At 60.7% G+C, this 17,900-nt stretch carries 15 protein-coding genes; 12 read left to right on the forward strand and 3 right to left on the reverse strand.

What is annotated here, in order from left to right; all coding sequences use genetic code 11:
• Positions 1 to 279 precede the first annotated feature (279 nt).
• Positions 280 to 2,172, forward strand: a complete 1,893-nt coding sequence (mrdA, locus tag ACP7A2_RS10825; protein WP_348060118.1) for a penicillin-binding protein 2 — start codon at positions 280 to 282, stop codon at positions 2,170 to 2,172.
• 1 nt (position 2,173) lies between these two features.
• Here mrdA and ACP7A2_RS10830 read toward each other — a convergent pair whose 3' ends face one another.
• Positions 2,174 to 2,575, reverse strand: coding sequence for a GFA family protein (locus ACP7A2_RS10830; RefSeq protein ID WP_426134192.1), 402 nt, complete (start codon positions 2,573 to 2,575; stop codon positions 2,174 to 2,176).
• 98 nt (positions 2,576 to 2,673) lie between these two features.
• Here ACP7A2_RS10830 and ACP7A2_RS10835 point away from each other — a divergent pair, with 98 nt between their 5' ends.
• Positions 2,674 to 3,141, forward strand: coding sequence for an SRPBCC family protein (locus ACP7A2_RS10835; protein WP_426134193.1), 468 nt, complete (start codon positions 2,674 to 2,676; stop codon positions 3,139 to 3,141).
• Between the two features lie 99 nt (positions 3,142 to 3,240).
• On the opposite strand, the gene ACP7A2_RS10840 is transcribed toward ACP7A2_RS10835, so the two are convergent.
• Positions 3,241 to 5,469, reverse strand: a complete 2,229-nt coding sequence (locus ACP7A2_RS10840; protein ID WP_426134293.1) for a TonB-dependent receptor — start codon at positions 5,467 to 5,469, stop codon at positions 3,241 to 3,243.
• 219 nt (positions 5,470 to 5,688) lie between these two features.
• Between ACP7A2_RS10840 and ACP7A2_RS10845 the strand changes: the two genes are divergently transcribed.
• From ACP7A2_RS10845 to ACP7A2_RS10875, 7 genes are all read left to right on the forward strand, one after another.
• Positions 5,689 to 8,046 (forward strand): DNA polymerase II, encoded by a 2,358-nt coding sequence (locus ACP7A2_RS10845; protein WP_426134194.1) that lies wholly within the window; start codon positions 5,689 to 5,691, stop codon positions 8,044 to 8,046.
• Positions 8,047 to 8,114: 68 nt separating this feature from the next.
• The gene (locus ACP7A2_RS10850) at positions 8,115 to 8,747 is read left to right on the forward strand and encodes a glutathione S-transferase N-terminal domain-containing protein (RefSeq protein WP_426134195.1); all 633 of its coding nucleotides are present in this window, start codon (positions 8,115 to 8,117) and stop codon (positions 8,745 to 8,747) included.
• A gap of 165 nt (positions 8,748 to 8,912) precedes the next feature.
• Entirely contained in the window at positions 8,913 to 9,497 is a 585-nt protein-coding gene (locus tag ACP7A2_RS10855) for a DUF4174 domain-containing protein (RefSeq protein WP_375069208.1), read from the forward strand.
• Between the two features lie 178 nt (positions 9,498 to 9,675).
• Positions 9,676 to 10,758 (forward strand): serine hydrolase domain-containing protein, encoded by a 1,083-nt coding sequence (locus ACP7A2_RS10860; RefSeq protein WP_426134196.1) that lies wholly within the window; start codon positions 9,676 to 9,678, stop codon positions 10,756 to 10,758.
• Positions 10,755 to 11,069, forward strand: a complete 315-nt coding sequence (locus ACP7A2_RS10865; protein WP_426134197.1) for an amidase — start codon at positions 10,755 to 10,757, stop codon at positions 11,067 to 11,069. Before ACP7A2_RS10860 ends, ACP7A2_RS10865 begins: the two co-directional genes overlap by 4 nt.
• Positions 11,070 to 11,422: 353 nt before the next feature.
• Positions 11,423 to 12,013, forward strand: a complete 591-nt coding sequence (locus ACP7A2_RS10870; protein ID WP_426134198.1) for a YceI family protein — start codon at positions 11,423 to 11,425, stop codon at positions 12,011 to 12,013.
• Between the two features lies 1 nt (position 12,014).
• Positions 12,015 to 13,172, forward strand: a complete 1,158-nt coding sequence (locus ACP7A2_RS10875; RefSeq protein WP_426134199.1) for a phospholipase D-like domain-containing protein — start codon at positions 12,015 to 12,017, stop codon at positions 13,170 to 13,172.
• 38 nt (positions 13,173 to 13,210) lie between these two features.
• Here ACP7A2_RS10875 and bglX read toward each other — a convergent pair whose 3' ends face one another.
• Positions 13,211 to 15,502: a beta-glucosidase BglX gene (gene bglX, locus ACP7A2_RS10880; RefSeq protein ID WP_426134200.1), complete on the reverse strand. Its 2,292-nt coding sequence runs from the start codon at positions 15,500 to 15,502 to the stop codon at positions 13,211 to 13,213.
• Between the two features lie 239 nt (positions 15,503 to 15,741).
• Here bglX and ACP7A2_RS10885 point away from each other — a divergent pair, with 239 nt between their 5' ends.
• From ACP7A2_RS10885 to ACP7A2_RS10895, 3 genes are read left to right on the forward strand one after another with little or no spacing between them, the layout of a single operon-like run.
• Positions 15,742 to 16,353, forward strand: coding sequence for a LemA family protein (locus tag ACP7A2_RS10885; protein WP_348060141.1), 612 nt, complete (start codon positions 15,742 to 15,744; stop codon positions 16,351 to 16,353).
• Between the two features lie 18 nt (positions 16,354 to 16,371).
• Positions 16,372 to 17,103: a TPM domain-containing protein gene (locus ACP7A2_RS10890; protein ID WP_426134201.1), complete on the forward strand. Its 732-nt coding sequence runs from the start codon at positions 16,372 to 16,374 to the stop codon at positions 17,101 to 17,103.
• A 31-nt stretch (positions 17,104 to 17,134) separates the two neighbouring features.
• The gene (locus tag ACP7A2_RS10895; RefSeq protein WP_426134202.1) at positions 17,135 to 17,752 is read left to right on the forward strand and encodes a TPM domain-containing protein; all 618 of its coding nucleotides are present in this window, start codon (positions 17,135 to 17,137) and stop codon (positions 17,750 to 17,752) included.
• Positions 17,753 to 17,900: the final 148 nt, after the last annotated feature.

Genomic DNA, 17,900 nt, shown 5'->3' on the forward strand with positions numbered 1-17,900 from the left:
AGAGTAGGTCATCGTCAAGATTAAATTCCAGAACCCCTGTTTGCTAACGCAAACAGGGGTTTTGTTTTGGGCGGTCGGAAAGTACTACAAGGAAAGTTTTGTCACGGTTCCCCTTGCCGGAGTCCGACCATCCATGAAAAATCCCCCATCCAGCATACCGTTGGGGAAATCGATACAAAGTGTTTCTACATTTTTGGTATGGTGCAGCACATTTTCACAGGGATTGATCTTTCATCCGCAGGACGCGGCGTCGACCTTCTTCAACGAGATGCTGTAGAAATGCCTGAACCAATACCCATCAAGGATCACGAAAAAGAAAACCGTCTGGTCAATAAGCGCCTGCTCGCCTGCGCGCTGTTGGTGATCGGCATCACCTGCGCCCTGGTGGGCCGTATGTATTTCCTGCAGGTGGTGCAATACGACTATCACTCCACAATTTCTGAAAACAACCGTGTCCACGTATTGCCGATTACGCCGACGCGCGGGCTGATCTACGATCGCAACGGTGTGGTGCTGGCCGACAACCGCCCCAGCTACAACTTGACTATTACCCGCGAGCGCACCACCGACCTCAAGGGTGAGCTGGACGCGATCGTTAACCTGCTGCACCTGCCTGCCGAGGACCGCGCGGTGTTCGACAAAGCGCTGAAGCAGGCCCGCCATCCGTTTGTGCCTGTCACGCTGTTCTATGAATTGACCGAAGAACAAATCGCACTGCTGGCCGTCAATGAGTTCCGGCTGCCAGGCGTAGATGTCGAGCCACAGTTCGTCCGCCATTACCCGCTGGGCGCGCACTTCGCTCACTCGATTGGCTACGTGGGGCGCATCAACGAGAAAGAGTCCAAGGCCCTCGACTCCGTGGAATATCGCGGTACCCAGTCGATCGGTAAAACCGGTATCGAACGTTTCTACGAATCCGAGCTGCATGGTCACGTCGGGTACGAAGAGGTCGAGACCAATGCCCAGGGCCGCGTATTGCGCGTGCTCAAGCACACCGACCCTATCCCCGGCAAAAACATCGTACTGAGCCTCGACGTGAAGCTTCAGGAAGCGGCAGAGGAAGCCCTGGGCGATCGCCGAGGCTCTGTGGTTGCGCTCGATCCGCAAACCGGTGAAGTACTGGCGATGGTCAGCAAGCCGAGTTTCGACCCGAACCTGTTCGTTACCGGCATCAGCTTCAAGGAATACGCGGCGCTGCATGATTCCATCGACCGGCCGCTGTTCAACCGCGTATTGCGCGGGCTCTACGCGCCCGGTTCGACCATCAAGCCGGAAGTGGCCATCGCTGGCCTCGACAGTGGCGTCGTCACTCCACAAACCCGGGTGTTTGACCCCGGCTATTACCAGTTGCCCGACTTTGATCACAAATACCGCAACTGGAACCACAGCGGTGACGGCTGGGTGGACATGGACGCGGCCATCATGCGTTCCAACGACACCTATTTTTACGACCTGGCCCACAAGCTCGGTATCGACCGCCTGCACGACTACCTCACCGAATTCGGCCTCGGCCAAAAAGTCTCTCTCGACATGTTCGAAGAGTCAGCTGGCCTGATGCCTTCTCAAGCCTGGAAGCGCGCGACGCGGCGTCAACCGTGGTTCCCGGGTGAAACCGTGATCCTCGGCATCGGCCAGGGCTATATGCAAGTCACACCACTGCAATTGGCCCAGGCCACTGCGTTGATTGCCAATAAGGGCGTGTGGAACCGGCCGCACCTGGCCAAGACCATCAACGGCGTGCCGCCGGTGGATGAAAACCCGATGCCCAACGTGGTCTTGAAGGACCCGCGTGATTGGGAGCAGGTCAACCACGGTATGCAGTTGGTGATGCACGACCCGCGCGGTATTGCCCGGGCGGCGGCGGTCGGCGCGCAGTACCGGATTGCCGGCAAGAGTGGTACGGCGCAAGTGGTCGCGATCAAGCAGGGTGAACGTTACAACCGTAACAAGACCCTGGAACGCCACCGCGACAACGCCTTGTTCGTTGGCTTCGCGCCCGCCGAACATCCGAAAATCGTGATCTCGGTGATGATTGAAAACGGTGAGGCCGGTGGTCGCGTGGCGGGCCCGGTAGTGCGGCAAATCATGGACGCCTGGTTACTCGACCAGGAAGGCCACTTGAAGCCGCAATACGCGACGCCGGCCAAAGCGCCCGGCGATCCGCACGTTTAACTCAGGCCTTCCACTCGTCCCACTGCTCAACGCCCTCATGTGCCAGCCATGGCACATCATGGGCGGTCCAGATGTGCGAGGTAGGCCGCACGCCGGGGTCATCATCCAGCGTTGCCACTCGCACAATCACATGGGGTTGATGCTCGTGCTGCGCCATCAGGTGTGAGCCGCAACGCGAGCAGAAATGCCTGAACTTACCCGGCGACGATTCAAATGACGACAACAGCGCCTCGCCTTGCGTCCAGCGAAAGTGTTCGCGCATCACGCCCGCAGTCGCAACGAACGCCGCTGCGTGGACCTTGCGGCAGCTTTCGCAATGGCAATGGCTGATCGGCATGTACAGGCTGTCCACCTGATAGCGCACGGCTTTACAGAAGCAACTTCCATTCAACGGGTCAGTCATAACGTATTGCCAGTTCAAGGATGGGCTCATCATCATCGCGCACACGCCGAGTTTGCGCATTGGTCGATGTCGCCTACTGTCAATGGAGGAGGTGACTTATGCACGTATTAGATCGCATCGAACGGAAAGTCCTGCTCAATGCTCCACGTAAACAAGTCTGGGAAGCACTGACCGACGCCGATCAATTTGGCAGCTGGTTTGGTGTTGCCCTTAAGGGTAAAACCTTCACCGTCGGGGAAAACATCGAAGCGCAGATTACCTACCCCGGCTACGAGCACGTCGTGTGGAAGGCCAAAATCGAGCGCATTCTGCCGCAAACGCTGTTTTCCTTCTGGTGGCACCCCTTTGCGGTCGAGAGGGGCGTCGACTACGAAAAGGAAGCCCCCACCCTGGTGGAATTCACCCTCGAAGATCGCGCGCCGGGTATCTTGCTGCGGGTGGTCGAGTCCGGCTTTGACGCTATCCCTGGTGACCGTCGGCAAAAAGCCTTCAAGATGAACTCCCGCGGCTGGGATGAGCAAATGGGCAACATCGAAAGCTATTTGAACCAGCCTCGTCGCGCCTGAGCCGAATGGGCATCAGTGCTGATGCCCATCCTCACTTTCTTAAGCCTTCGTGAGCCGTGGTGATTGCCACGGGCACCTGGTTTCTCTTCAGTAACGCGGTTAGAAATCCACCGTCGCCGACAACTTCGCCACACGCGGGTCGCCTTGGGTCAGGTAACCGCCCAGCGCCGACTCCCAGTACTTGGTATTGCCCACGTTCTCCACGGTCGCGCCCAACGTCACATCACGCTGATCGACCTTGAAATTGTAGCGCGCACCCACATCGAAACGGTTCCAGGTTGGCAGGCTCAGGTTGTTCGCCGCATCGGCGTACTGGCCGCCGGTGCGCAACATACGCCCGTTGACGCTCACGCCTTGCAGGCCGGGTACATCCCAATCCACTCCAGCATTGAGCTGGAACGACGGCACACCAATGGCGCGGTTGCCATCATTGGCGCCATTTTCGGTCCCACTGACCTCGGTATGAATAATCGTCGCGCCGCCCAACAAGCGCAGGCCGCTGATCGGTTCACCGAAGACGTTCAGTTCTACGCCCTTGTTGACTTGCTCACCCTGGAACACAAAGGTCGCGCCACCGTCTGCATTGAGTTGGGAATAGCCTTGGGTCGGTTGCTCGATCCGGTACACACCCAGCGTCGCCCCGTAGGTGCCCATATCGACCTTGACGCCGGCCTCGGTTTGTTTCGAACGCGCAGGTGCGAAAGTCTGGTTGCCGTTGGTCACTACGGCGCCACCGAATGTTGTTGGCGCTGTCGGCCCTGAAGCCAGTCCCTCGATATGGTTGGCGTAGAACGACACATGGTCCCACGGCTTGAACACCAGGCCATACACCGGCGTGGTAATGCCCTTGGCGTAGTTGGCGGTGCGCTCACCGGTGCCGTACGCGTAGCCTTGCACCACCAGTTCCTGGCGACGCAGGCCGGCGGTGAACAGCAAACGGTCATCCATAAAACCGAACGTGTCCGACACCGCTGCGCTGCGGGCGAAGGTCTTGGCAGTGATGCCTGGGTCGTTGAGGTCGCTGCCCGAGGTGAAGCCGCCCTTGGCCGGTGCGCTCACGTCGGCCGGGTTATAAATATTGGTCGGCTGGGTGCCGGAAGCGAAGTCAAAGGCATTTCGCGTCTGAGCCCAGATTCCGGTCAGGCCGAAATTCAATTTATGGCTGACAGCGCCGGTCTGAAACTTGCCGTTCAAGCCTGCCATCAAGCTGGTGTTGTCTTCCTGGTGAGCGATGTGCGAGCCGCTGACCGTGGCGTTGCCCAGTGCGTCGTTGAGAGTGACCGACGAATACCGCCCGATCTCGTTGGTGTGCTTGGCGCCGCCAGCGACATAGGCGGTCCAGTTATCGTTGAGGTCATACTCGGCACGCAACATGCCGAAGGTGTCTTCCAGGCTAGTCGTGCCCCAGCTCGGCGCGTAGTTGGTATCGGCTGACGGCGCTTTTGGAATGCTCGTCAGCCCACTGCCCAGCAGCACCGAATTACGTCCGCCATTGACCTGTTGCTTCTGATAAACAAAGTCACCCGACACACGCAGCGCATCACCGCGGTAGTCCAGACCGACTGAAAACAGCTTCGAGCGCTGGCTCTCATCGTCCACGCCGGTATCGCCTTCGCGCTGAGAAATATTCAACCGTGCGCCAAAGCGGTTGTCCTCCCCAAAACGCTGACCGATGTCCAGGTGTTCGCCAACCCGGCCATCGTTGCTGATGTCGGTCGTGAAGCGGCGCAACGGCACGTCATCGGCCCGTTTGAGCTGCAGGTTCACACCGCCGCCGATGCCGGAGCCGCCCGGGGTGACGCCGTTGATAAACGCGTTGGGGCCCTTGAACACTTCCACGCGCTCCAGCGCGTCGGTGGACATGATCTGGCGCGGCAGGATGCCGTACAAACCGTTCAGCGAAATGTCATCACCATTAAGCGGCAAGCCACGAATCACGAAAGCCTGTGCCTGGTTGGCATACCCCGATGCCTGGCGCACCGACGAGTCATTGAGCAACACATCGCCGACGGTCTCGGCCTGCTGGTCGCGAATCAACTTCTCGGTGTACGAGGCCATGCTGAACGGCGCGTCCATGATGTCCTGGTTGCCCAGCACACCCAATTGACCGCCGCGCGCAACCTGGCCGCCAGCATAGGCCGGGGGCAGGGCATCTGGCGCGGGGGTATCGGCGTTGATGTTGGTGGCGCCCAGTTCCACGGTGTTGCCGCTCTGACCGTTGTTCGCATCCTGCGGGGTGGCGGGGGTTGCCGCATGCGCGGCGACGCTCAGTGAGCAGCAAAGGGCGAGCAGGGTAGGGCGAAAGGGCACGGAAAGTCGGGTGGGCATGATCGATCCTGACGGCGAACCGTCAATGGTGAGGAAAGGGGGCAACAGCATTGCGCGTCCTCACTGCGCGGATACGACTCCGATGCAAATGATAGTAATTGTTATTATTGTTTTGCAACAAAATTATCGGATTGTGGTCTGCACGCGCGTTAACCTGCCGCGTCTGCGCCGATGCCGAGTAGAATCACGCCCTGAAAGCGATTCCTGAGGTGCGGTACGGTGGATTTACAGCAGGGTTTTGTCCTGACCCGGCATTGGCGTGACACGCCGGCGGGCACGGAGGTCAGTTTCTGGCTGGCCACCGACATGGGCCCCAGGTTTATCCGCCTACCTGTGCAGACCTCAGTGATGTTTATCCCCGAGGCTCATCGCAAGCCACTCGATTGGTTGCTTAAGGGCGAGCGCGATATCGAATTGCGCCCGCTGGAACTGCTCGACTTCCATCACCGCAAGGTGCTGGGCCTCTACACCCGGCAGCATCGTCAAGCGATGGACGTGGAAAAACGCCTGCGGGCGGCCGGTGTCGACGTTTACGAAGGCGATGTGCGCCCGCCCGAGCGCTACATGATGGAGCGCTTCATCACTGCCCCGGTGTTGTTCGGCGGCACGCCGGACGCCAGCGGCGTGTTGTGCGACGCGCAGATGAAACCCGACCCCGACTACCGTCCGCCGCTGAAACTGGTGTCCCTGGACATCGAAACCACTGCCCAAGGCGATCTCTATTCCATCGCTCTCGAAGGCTGCGGCGAGCGCCAGGTGTACATGCTCGGCCCGCCGAACAAACCCGACGCGGTGAACTTCAAGCTCGAGTACTGCGACACCCGCGCGCAACTGCTCGAGCGCCTCAATGAATGGCTCGCCACCTTTGATCCCGATGCGATCATCGGCTGGAACGTGGTGCAGTTCGACCTGCGTGTGCTCCATGAACACGCCCAACGCCTCAACGTGCCGCTGATGCTCGGGCGCGGTAATGAGCCCATGGCCTGGCGCGAGCACGGCAGCCGTAATCACTACTTCGCGGCGGCAGCCGGGCGGCTGATCATTGACGGCATCGAGGCCCTGCGTTCAGCCACCTGGAGCTTCGAATCCTTCAGCCTGGAAAACGTTGCGCAAACCCTGCTGGGCGAAGGCAAAGACATCTCCACGCCGTACCAGCGCATGGACGAAATCAACCGCATGTTCGCCGAGGACAAGCCCGCGTTGGCGCGCTACAACCTCAAGGATTGCGAGCTGGTCACGCGGATTTTCGAGAAGACCGAACTGCTCAAGTTCCTGCTGGAACGGGCCAGCGTCACCGGGCTGCCGGCCGACCGCAACGGCGGCTCCGTCGCCGCGTTCACTCACTTGTACATGCCGTTGATGCACCGCCAGGGTTTCGTCGCGCCGAACCTGGGCGACAAGCCGCCAGAGGCCAGCCCCGGCGGCTTTGTCATGGACTCCCGCCCGGGTCTCTATGAGTCGGTGCTGGTGCTGGATTACAAAAGCCTTTACCCCTCGATCATCCGCAGTTTCCTGATCGACCCCGTGGGCCTGATCGAAGGCCTCAAATACCCGGACGACAGCGACTCGGTGGAAGGCTTTCGCGGCGCGCGGTTCTCGCGTACCCGCCACTGCCTGCCGTCCATCGTCACCCGCGTCTCCGAGGGCCGTGAAGCGGCCAAGCGCGAACGCAATGCGCCGCTGTCCCAAGCCCTGAAAATCATCATGAACGCCTTCTACGGCGTACTCGGTTCCAGTGGCTGCCGGTTCTTCGATACCCGGCTGGCGTCTTCCATCACGATGCGCGGCCATCAGATCATGCGCCAGACCCGCGAACTGGTAGAGGCCAAAGGCTACGAAGTGATCTACGGCGACACCGACTCCACGTTCGTCTGGCTCGGCAGCGCCCATTCCGGGGAAGACGCCAGCCGCATCGGCCAGGCGCTGGTGCAGCACGTCAACGCGTGGTGGCGCGCGCATTTGCTCAAAGAATTCGGCCTGCAAAGCGCCCTCGAACTGCAGTACGAAACCCACTTCAGTCGCTTCCTCATGCCGACCATTCGTGGCGCGGAGGAGGGCAGCAAGAAGCGTTATGCCGGTTTGGTGGTGCACAGCGATGGGCGCGAAGACATGGTCTACAAAGGCCTGGAAACCGTGCGCAGCGACTGGTCGCCGCTGGCGCGGCAATTTCAGCAGGAACTCTACCGGCGCATCTTTCACCGTCAGCCCCATCAGGATTACGTTCGCGACTACGTGCGCCGCACCTTGAGTGGCGAACTCGACGACCTGCTGATCTACCGCAAACGCCTGCGTCGCCGGTTGGACGATTACGAACGCAACGTGCCGCCCCATGTGCGCGCCGCGCGTTTGGCCGATGAATACAACGACCGCCTGGGGCGCCCGCGCCAGTACCAGCGCGGCGGCTGGATCAGCTACGTGATCAGCGTCAACGGCCCCGAGCCGCTGGAGGTGCGCCAGGCGCCGATCGACTACGACCACTACGTCACCAAGCAATTGCAGCCGGTGGCCGACGCGATCCTGCCGTTCGTCAATGATGATTTCGGCACCCTGGTGGGTGGGCAAATGGGCTTGTTTTAAAACGCTTGCCCAAAAACCGTGGGAGCCTGCACTCTCTGTCACTGACGACCACTCCAGACGGCGCAACCATGTACACACTTTATGGCATCGACGAATCCGGCTCCTGCATGATCGAAATCGCCCTGCAGCACTGCGCGGTGCAGTGGCGTCGTATCGACGCAAGCTCCTGGGAAGACAGCGAGGGCAGTGAAGCCCTGGCGCGTATCAACCCGCTCAAGCAAATCCCCACCCTGGTGACGCCCGATGGCCAGGTGCTGACCGAAAGCGCCGCCATCCTGATTCACCTCGGCCTGGAATTTCCCGCCTCCGAGCTACTGGCCGGTAACCGCGCGCAGATCATCCGAGGCCTGGTGTACATCGCCGCCAATTGCTACTCGGCAATTGGCATCATCGACTACCCGCAGCGCTGGTTGGGGGAGGCGGACCAAACCGTGCAGGCACAATTGACTACCGGCACCCGCCGCTACCTGCATCAGGCCTGGGTGGTGTTTGCCGATCAGTTCTCCGACCAATTGTTTACCCCCGGCACTGCGCCGAATGCACTGGGCATCATGGCGGCGGCAGTGTCGCGTTGGGATGGCGCGCGCGAGGTGTTAAGCGCCCTGGCCCCCGGGTTTGCCCAGACGCTGGCGCAGGTGGATGCCGACCCGGTCGTGGCGCCCGTGTTTGCGCGGCATTGGCCGCAGTGGGGCGTCTCATGACTTTTCCGCAATCAGCGGAAACAATGACCCATGAACTCAGTGGCGCCCTTGCGTAGCGGGCGTCCTGACCTACGCTTTCTCAAAGCAGTGTAGGAATCATCCTTGAATTTGACTGTCGCAGACATGAAACTCAAGAACCCTGCATGGAATTCAAAGGAGGTGCGCATGCTCATCCGGTCGCTGACCCTGGCTACCTTGATGGCTATTACGGGGCCGCTGTTGGCCGCTGATGATATCAACCCGCTCAAGCAAGACCTGGGAAAGTCCCGCCCACTGGTGGTCGTGGAACTTGATTCCGGCAACTCCACGTTGTCGACGCTCCAGAAGCAGTTGGACGAGCCAGCCATCAGGCAATCCTTTGAAGAACGCAGCATGGTGTTTTACACCGTGAAGTTCGGCAGCATTGGCGCGGAAGGGGAAAAGTTCGCGAAGGACGCCAAAGACAACAAGAAGCTCACGCCACCTGAAACCAATGCGTTGATTCGTGCGCTCAAGCTCGGTGCCGGCAGCGGCACCAAGGTGATTCTGGTGGGCAAGGATGGCGAGAAGAAACTCGAGAAGAACGTGCCGCCGGATACGCTCGACGTGAAGGAATTTTTCAGTGCCATCGATCAGATGCCCATGGCCGAAAAAGAACTCGCTGCACCTGCTGAACCTGAGCCTGCTGCAGCGGCGCCAGCCAAAGGCAGCAAGCCTGCCAAACCGGCCAAGGCCGGCAGCAAGCCAGCCCCCGCACAGCTCGATGATTGAGCCCGCATAACCTCTGTGGGCGCGGGCTTGCCCGCGACGGCCGTTGACGCTGAAGTCAGGCCAAGTGCCTGTCCGTTACCCCAATAACGCACAGGCACTCCTCACACTCCCCGTAACAAAACCGTCATCCACCTCGGCTAGCCTCGCGAACACGAATGCCCCCCTTGAGTTTGCGTCCATGGTCAGAGGCCTGCTGTACATCGCCCTGTTGTTAGTCTCCCTTACCGCCCACGCCGAAACCTGGCCTGACAAGGAATGGTCCGAAGGCAAAGCGCTCGAAGGTCCGGCCGTCGATGCCTTGACCACCTATGCATTCCCCGCGCGTGACGACAGCACCCGCACAGGTATCCGCACCGATGCCTTGTTGATTATCCGCGACGGCCAAATCATCTACGAACATTACGCCGCCCCAACCACCGCCAGCACTGCGCACCTCACTTGGTCCATCAGCAAAAGCCTGATGGCCACCGTGCTCGGTGTGGCCTACGGCGAAAACCGCTTCAAACTCACCGACCCCGCTGCACGCTTCTACCCGCCGATGAAACAACACCCCGCTGTGACCATGGCCGACCTGCTGCACTGGGCCTCAGGCCTCGATTGGCAGGAAGACTACGAATACGCGCCGCTGAAATCCTCGGTGGTGGCGATGCTCTACACCCGTGGCCGCAGCGACATGGCAGAGTTCGCCGCTGATACCGACACCGCCGCCACACCGGGCCAGGCATTCCGCTACTCCAGCGGCGACAGCAACATTCTGTCCGCCACCCTCAAAGGCATGCTCGGCCACAAGGCCTACATGAGCTATCCGTGGGACGCGCTGTTCAAACCGCTGGGCATCCGCAACGCCACTTGGGAAACCGACGCCGACGAAACCTTTGTCGCCTCGTCCTACGCCTACCTTACCGCCCGCGATTTGGCGCGCGTCGGCCTGTTAATGGCGCGGGATGGTCGCTGGGGCGATCAACAGTTGCTGCCCAAAGACTGGGTCGACTTCAATCGCCAACCCTTCGCCCATTACAAAGCCGGCCAGGACGAAGCCGTTCCCGGCGGCCAGTGGTGGCTTAACCGCGAAGTGCAAGGCGCCGCCAAACCCTGGCCCGCCGCGCCCGCCGACACATTTGCAGCCCTCGGCCACTGGGGCCAGGCACTGTTCGTGATGCCCGACGAACACCTGGTCATCGTGCGCTACGCCGACGACCGCGACGACACTTACCGCCACAACGAACTGCTCAAGCACGTACTCGCGGCGGTGCAACCATGATCCGGCGTCGCCCGTTTACCAGCGTTTTCCTGTTACTGCTGCTGGCCCTGTTCGCCTGGGTGTGGCATGAACGCGTAAACCTGCAAGCCTTCCCCGACATCATCGCGGCGTACACCGCCAAGGAGTACTGCTCGTGCCGGTACGTGGAGAACAATCCCGCCGAGTATTGCCGCGGGTATGTGAAGCAATACGTGCCGACCAGCGCATTCAGCGACAACCCGGAACGCAGTGAAGTCACCGCCAGCGGGCTCGGCCGAACCCACACCGCCAGGTGGCTCGGCGACCGCCAAGGCTGCCGCCTGAACCCCTGACACAGCGCACGTCCCCTGTGGGAGCTGGCTTGCCTGCGATAGCGGTGAGCCAGGCAAAATCTAAGTTGGCAGTGCCGCCGCCTTCGCAGGCAAGCCAGCTCCCACATTGGATGTGCGCTAATAGTGAAAGATCATTCGCATCCAAAGCGTCAGGTGGCTCGGCGACCGCCTGAACCCCTGACACAGCGCACGTCCCCTGTGGGAGCTGGCTTGCCTGCGATATCGGTGAGCCAGGCAAAATCTCATTTGGCAATGCCGCCGCCTTCATAGGCAAGCCAGCTCCCACATTGGATTTGCGCCGTTCATCATATTGCGCTTAAGGTTCGTCCAGGTTTTTTGCCCCACGAGTCTTTATGTTCAACGCCTCTGTCTCCAAACCCCTGGCCTTCGCCTTGCTGGCCGCCGCCGCTATGCCTGCCCATGCCGACTGGTACCTGGATAACGAATCCTCGCGCCTCTCGTTTGTCACCACCAAAAACACCGAGATCGCCGAAGTCCAGCGCTTCCTGGTGCTTCACGGCAAAGTCGACAGCAACGGCGCGGCGCAGTTGGAGGTGGAGCTGGAGTCGATTAACAGCGGCATTCCGCTGCGTGATGAGCGCATGCGCAATAACCTGTTCGAGATCAAGGCCTTTCCCAACGCGTTGATAAGCGCGCAGATCAACCTGCAACCGATCAACGACCTGGCCCCCGGCGCACAATTGGAATTGCGCCTGCCGTTGTCCGTGACCCTGCACGGCAAAACCCAAACCTACAGCGCTGAACTCCTGGCCACGCGCCTGGATGACCGGCGTTTCCAGGTCGTCACCCTGGAGCCCGTGGTGCTGCATGCCGAGGACTTCGACCTGGTACCGGGCGTCGCCGGGTTGCGCAAGGCGGCTGGGCTGAAGTCGATCAGCTTGTCGGTGCCGGTGGGTGCGGTACTGATCTTCACGGCGCGCTGACATGGGCGGCGCAGTCTTTCCGTGGCGCAGCGCCAACCGTTTCGAGTTGTTGATCGACGGGCCGCGTTTTTTTCCGCAGATGCTGATGGGCATCGACCGCGCTGAGCGGCACGTCGACCTGGAGTTGTATCTGGTCGAAGCCGGGGCGTGTGCCGAAGCGATGGTGCAGGCATTGGTACTCGCCGCCGAACGCGGCGTGCGAGTGCGTTGCCTGTTCGATGATTACGGCAGCCTCGCGTTTACCCTGAGTTTGCGTAAGCGGCTGACAGACGCGGGCGTGGAGCTGCGCTTCTACAATCGGCTGAGCTGGCGCCGCTGGATGCGCAACCTGTATCGCGACCACCGCAAGCTGTTAGTCATCGATCAAAACGTCGCAGTGGTGGGCGGCACCGGCGTGACCGATGAATTCTGGACGCCGGGGCAAGACACCGCCGACTGGCATGAAGTGATGGTGCAAATCAGCGGCCCGTTGGTGCTGGATTGGCAGGCGCTGTTCGACCGCCAGTGGCACGCCAATGCCGCGCGCCGGGAATGGAAGCCCGCCACCCATTTCGGTCTGCCGCGCCTGCCAAAAGTGCCCGCAACCGGGCCGGGCCTTGGCCGCGTGGCTTACGCCGACGCCCGTCAGCACCGCGACATCCTGCAGTCACTGATCCGCGCCTTGAACAGCAGCCAGCAGCGTATCTGGCTGGCCACGCCGTATTTTTTGCCAACCTGGAGCGTGCGTCGGGCCTTGCGTCGCGCCGCCGGGCGCGGTGTGGATGTGCGCTTGCTGCTGACCGGCCCGCGCACCGATCACCCGTCGGTGCGCTACGCCGGGCACCGCTATTACCCGCGCTTGCTGCGCGCCGGCGTGCAGATTTTTGAATACCAGCCGTGCTTCCTGCATTTGAAAATGGTGCTGGTGGACGATTGGGTGAGTATTGGCTCGTGCAATTTCGACCACTGGAATTTGCGCTTCAACCTGGAAGCCAATCTGGAAGCGCTGGACCCGGAATTGACGCTGGCCGTGGCGGGCAGTTTCGAACGCGATTTTGCTCAGAGCCAGGCGGTTAGCCTGGAAGCGTGGAAGGCCCGGCCATTGTGGCGACGGGTGAAACAGCGGGTGTGGGGCTGGATAGACCGGTTGGTGGTCAACTTGCTGGATCGGCGGGGGTAGGGCACGCCCCCTCTTCAAAAAAGAGGGGGCGGCGCGGGTTACAACAACTCGAACGTCTGTTGCTGCACATCCTGGGAATCAAGCCCGATCTGCACATTGAATTCGCCCGGCTCAGCGGCGTACTTGAGCTGAGTGTTGTAGAACTTCAAGTCTTCTTCGGTGATGGTGAAGTGCAGCGTGCGCTCTTCACCGGCCTTGAGCATGACCTTCTGGAAGTTCTTCAACTCCTTGATCGGGCGGATCATCGAGCCGGCCACGTCCTGGATATACAACTGCACCACGGTTTCGCCATCGACCTTGCCAGTGTTTTTAACCGTGACACTGGCGTCGAGCTTGCCGGTTTTGTTCAGGGTGGTGGACGACAGCGCCATGTCCGACAGGCTGAACGTGGTGTAGCTCAAGCCATAGCCAAACGGAAACAGCGGGCCGGTGACGTCATCGAAGTACTGCGAGGTGTAGTTGCCCGGCTTGCCCGGCGTGAACGGCCGGCCAATGGTCAGGTGGTTGTAGTAGGTCGGAATCTGCCCAACCGAGCGTGGGAAAGTGATCGGCAGCTTGCCCGACGGGTTGTAATCACCAAACAGCACGTCAGCGATGGCGTTGCCACCTTCGGTACCGGCGAACCAGGTTTCCAGGATCGCGTCGGCCTGTTGGTTCTCATCCAGAATCGACAATGGGCGACCGTTCATCAGCACCAGCACCAGCGGCTTGCCGGTGGCTTTAAGGGCCTTGATCAGGTCGCGCTGGCTTTGCGGGATGTTCAGGTCGGTGCGGCTCGATGATTCGTGGGACATGCCACGCGACTCGCCTACAGCGGCGACCACCACGTCGGCATCCTTGGCGGCCTTGACCGCTTCGTCGATCAACACTTGCGGCGAGCGAGTGTCATCCACCACTTCCGGGGCATCGAAGTTGAGGAAGTTGAGGTAGTCCACCACCTGCTTGTCATTGGTGATGTTGGCGCCGCGGGCGTAGATCACTTTGCCTTTTTCACCGATGACAGCGTTCAAACCGTCCAGCAGGGTCACCGATTGCTCGGGTTTGCCGGCGGCGGCCCAGCTGCCCATCATGTCGATCGGCGCTTTGGCCAGCGGGCCGACGAGCGCGATGGTCGCGGACTTTTTCAGCGGCAGGGTGTTGTTCTGGTTTTTCAGCAAGACCAGGCTGCGGCGCGCGATGTCGCGGGCATCGGCACGGTGCAGGCGGCTTTCGGCATAGGTGTCAGCCGGGTCGTCTTCGGCTTTGCCGATGCGCAGGTACGGGTCTTTGAACAGGCCCATGTCGTACTTGGCGCCGAGCACTTCACGCACAGCGTTGTCGATGTCGCTCTGCTCGATGTCGCCGGATTTGAGCAGCCCAGGCAATTCCTTGCCATACAGCGAGTCGTTCATGCTCATGTCGATGCCGGCCTTGATCGCCAGCTTCGCGGCTTCACGCCCGTCCTTGGCCACGCCGTGCTTGATCAGTTCGAAGATCGCACCGTGGTCGCTGACGGCCAGGCCCTTGAAGCCCCAGTCGCGGCGCAGCAGGTCGTTCATCAGCCAGGTGTTGGCGGTGGCGGGTACGCCGTTGATCGAGTTCAACGCCACCATCACGCCGCCGGAACCGGCCTTGATCGCCGCGTGGTAGGGCGGCAGGTAATCCTGGTACATCTTGACCGGGCTCATGTCGACCACGTTGTAGTCGCGACCGCCTTCCACTGCGCCATACAGGGCGAAGTGCTTGACGCTGGCCATGATGCTGTCGGCGTTGGCCGGGCTGGTGCCCTGAAAGGCCTTGACCATCACTTCGGCAATGCGCGAGACCAGATACGTGTCTTCGCCGAAACCTTCGGAGGTACGGCCCCAGCGCGGGTCGCGGGAAATGTCGACCATCGGCGCAAAGGTCAGGTCGAGGCTGTCGGCGGCGGCTTCCTGGGCGGCAATGCGCCCGGAGCGGCCGATGGCCTCCATGTCCCAGCTGGAGGCCAGGGCCAGGCTGATAGGGAAGATGGTGCGATGGCCGTGGATCACGTCGTAGGCGAAGAACATCGGGATCTTCAACCGGCTGCGCATGGCCGCGTCCTGCATCGGACGGTTTTCCGGACGGGTGATCGAGTTGAACGTGCCGCCTATGCGGCCTGCGGCGATTTCCTTGCGGATCAGCTCGCGGGGCATCTCTGGGCCGATGCTGATCAGGCGCAATTGGCCTATCTTTTCATCCAGGGTCATCTGCTTGAGCAGGTCGTTGACGAACGCGTCCTTGTCCTTGAGTGGGGCGGGCGCTGTTTCGGCCCAGACGGGATGGCAGGCCAATGTGGCCACTAGGCCGAGCAAACACAGCTTCTTCATGAATTTCCTTTCGTGGCGTACGGCGCAGTGACAAAGGGCACGCTGCTCGGCCAAAGTGTTTGGAACATATGTTGTTGTTGGGTTGTTACGTCAGACAAATGCAGCACACAGGTGAACTATGGTGGGCGCCAGGCATCTTTTAGCTGATTGGCTTCATGCATGCCAGTGGTGGCGGATTATGCATCAGGCGCACGTTTTACAGGGTTATCTAATTTCACAGGAAGGACGCGGAGAAACATATGTCTACAATTCAAGGATATCGCTGGGGTTTCAAGGCGGCGGCATTGCTGCTGTTGGGTACTGTGCTGAGCGGTTGTGGCATCAATACCATCCCCACGCTGGACGAACAGGCCAAGGCGGCCTGGGGCCAGGTACAGAACCAGTACCAACGACGCGCCGACCTGATCCCCAACCTGGTGGAAGTGGTCAAGGGCTATGCCGCCCATGAGCAAGACACGCTGACCGCCGTCATCGAAGCGCGGGCCAAGGCCACCTCGATCCAGGTGGATGCCAGCACCCTCGACAACCCCGAGAAGCTCAAGCAGTTTCAACAAGCCCAGGACGGTTTGAGCGGTGCACTCAGCCGTTTGATGGTGGTGTCCGAGCGTTACCCGGACCTCAAGGCCAACCAAAACTTCCTGGCGCTGCAATCGCAACTGGAAGGCACCGAAAACCGTATCGCCGTCGCACGTCGCGACTTTATCCAGGCGGTGCAGGCCTACAACACCGAAATCCGCACGTTCCCTGGCCGTCTGTGGCACAGCGTGATGTACAGCGACTTGCCGATTCGCGCCACGTTTGAGGCCACCAGTGCCGATGCTGATAAAGCGCCGCAAGTGAAGTTCAAATAAGGCTTCATTGAGGTGTCGATGCGTTTATTACGGATAGGCCTGGCGCTGTGGCTCCTGGCATGTGTTGGCGCGGCCCAGGCGGCGCTGACCTTCCCGGCGTTAACCGGCCGGGTGGTAGACACGGCCCAGATGATCGACCCGGCGGTGCGCGAGCAACTTAGCCAGCAATTGCAGGCGCTGGAACAGACCACCGGCAACCAGATCGTGGTGGTCACGGTGCCGGACCTGCAAGGCGCGCCTATTGAAGACTTCGGTTATCAATTGGGCCGCCAATGGGGCATCGGTCAGAAGGGCAAGGACAACGGCGCGCTGTTGATCGTCGCCCGCGATGAGCGAAAATTGCGCATCGAAGTCGGCTACGGCCTGGAAGGCGTGCTGACGGATGCGCAGTCGTGGGTCATCATCAACCAGGTGATTACGCCCAAGTTCAAGGCCGGTCATTACAGCCAGGGCATCAGCGACGGCGTGGCAGCCATGCTGCAAGTGGTGGGCGGTGAACCGCTGGCGGTGCCGGCCCATGTGGCGGATACGAATTTCGCCATGGACAACCCCGGGCTTTCCATCGGGCTGTTTGTTCTGCTGATCGGCGTATTGTGGTTGTGCAATCGCCTCGGCCTGCCGGTTGGCGCTATCCTGCTGGCGATTCTCAGCAGCAGCGGACGCGGCGGCGGTGGGGGAGGCGGTGGTGGCGGTGGCTTCAGGGGCGGCGGCGGTGGTTTCGGCGGCGGTGGCGCCTCAGGCGGCTGGTAATGACAATAACGAGAAAAGAGCATCTACAACCATGGCATTACTGACTGAACACGAGCAACGCCAAGTCGCCGAAGCGATTGCCCGCGTCGAGAAAACCACCGATGCCGAATTGGTGACCGTGCTCGCCGCCCGTGCCGATGACTACGCCTACATCCCGCTGTTGTGGGCCAGTTTGATCGCGTTGGTGGTGCCAGGCGTGGTGCATTACGTGTCGGGCTACCTGACCATGTACACCTTGCTGCTGGCGCAATGGGCGACGTTTATTGTGCTGTGCCTGGTGTTTCGTTTGCCCAGGGTCACCACGCGGTTGATCCCTCGCTCGGTGCGGCATTGGCGCGCGTCGAACCTGGCGCGACGCCAATTTCTGGAGCAGAACCTGCACCACACGCTAGGCAGTACGGGTGTGCTGATTTTCGTCAGTGAAGCCGAGCGGTATGTGGAGATTCTGGTGGATGACGGAATTTCCACGCGCCTGGATAACGGCAATTGGGATGTGATCGTCAAGGCGTTCACCCAGCAGGTGAAACAGGGGCAAACGTTGGCGGGGTTTATTGCCTGCATTGAAGCCTGTGGCAAGTTGCTGGAAGTGCACGTGCCCGTGACGCAGACGCGCAATGAGCTGCCCAATCGCCTGGTGGTGCTCGAGTAGCCCGAACCCATATTGGATCTGCCTTGTGTGGGAGCCGGCTTGCCTGCGATTGCATCACCTCGGTTTGCCTGATAGACCGAGTTGCCTGCATCGCAGGCAAGCCAGCTCCCACACAAGTTGCTCCGCCATTTCATTTGTGGCGGCTGAG

The organism is Pseudomonas sp. PWP3-1b2 (assembly GCF_049896045.1).
GTDB classification, from domain to species: domain Bacteria; phylum Pseudomonadota; class Gammaproteobacteria; order Pseudomonadales; family Pseudomonadaceae; genus Aquipseudomonas; species Aquipseudomonas antarctica_B.

Coding starts and splice junctions, on each gene's coding strand:
- bglX (WP_426134200.1), bottom strand. CDS start 15,502: ATGAAGAAGCTGTGTTTGCTCGGCCTAGTGGCCACATTGGCCTGCCAT.
- ACP7A2_RS10875 (WP_426134199.1), top strand. CDS start 12,015: ATGGGCGGCGCAGTCTTTCCGTGGCGCAGCGCCAACCGTTTCGAGTTG.
- ACP7A2_RS10835 (WP_426134193.1), top strand. CDS start 2,674: ATGCACGTATTAGATCGCATCGAACGGAAAGTCCTGCTCAATGCTCCA.
- ACP7A2_RS10840 (WP_426134293.1), bottom strand. CDS start 5,469: ATGCCCACCCGACTTTCCGTGCCCTTTCGCCCTACCCTGCTCGCCCTT.
- ACP7A2_RS10890 (WP_426134201.1), top strand. CDS start 16,372: ATGCGTTTATTACGGATAGGCCTGGCGCTGTGGCTCCTGGCATGTGTT.
- ACP7A2_RS10830 (WP_426134192.1), bottom strand. CDS start 2,575: ATGACTGACCCGTTGAATGGAAGTTGCTTCTGTAAAGCCGTGCGCTAT.
- ACP7A2_RS10895 (WP_426134202.1), top strand. CDS start 17,135: ATGGCATTACTGACTGAACACGAGCAACGCCAAGTCGCCGAAGCGATT.
- ACP7A2_RS10885 (WP_348060141.1), top strand. CDS start 15,742: ATGTCTACAATTCAAGGATATCGCTGGGGTTTCAAGGCGGCGGCATTG.
- ACP7A2_RS10855 (WP_375069208.1), top strand. CDS start 8,913: ATGCTCATCCGGTCGCTGACCCTGGCTACCTTGATGGCTATTACGGGG.
- ACP7A2_RS10850 (WP_426134195.1), top strand. CDS start 8,115: ATGTACACACTTTATGGCATCGACGAATCCGGCTCCTGCATGATCGAA.
- ACP7A2_RS10860 (WP_426134196.1), top strand. CDS start 9,676: ATGGTCAGAGGCCTGCTGTACATCGCCCTGTTGTTAGTCTCCCTTACC.
- ACP7A2_RS10865 (WP_426134197.1), top strand. CDS start 10,755: ATGATCCGGCGTCGCCCGTTTACCAGCGTTTTCCTGTTACTGCTGCTG.
- ACP7A2_RS10870 (WP_426134198.1), top strand. CDS start 11,423: ATGTTCAACGCCTCTGTCTCCAAACCCCTGGCCTTCGCCTTGCTGGCC.
- mrdA (WP_348060118.1), top strand. CDS start 280: ATGCCTGAACCAATACCCATCAAGGATCACGAAAAAGAAAACCGTCTG.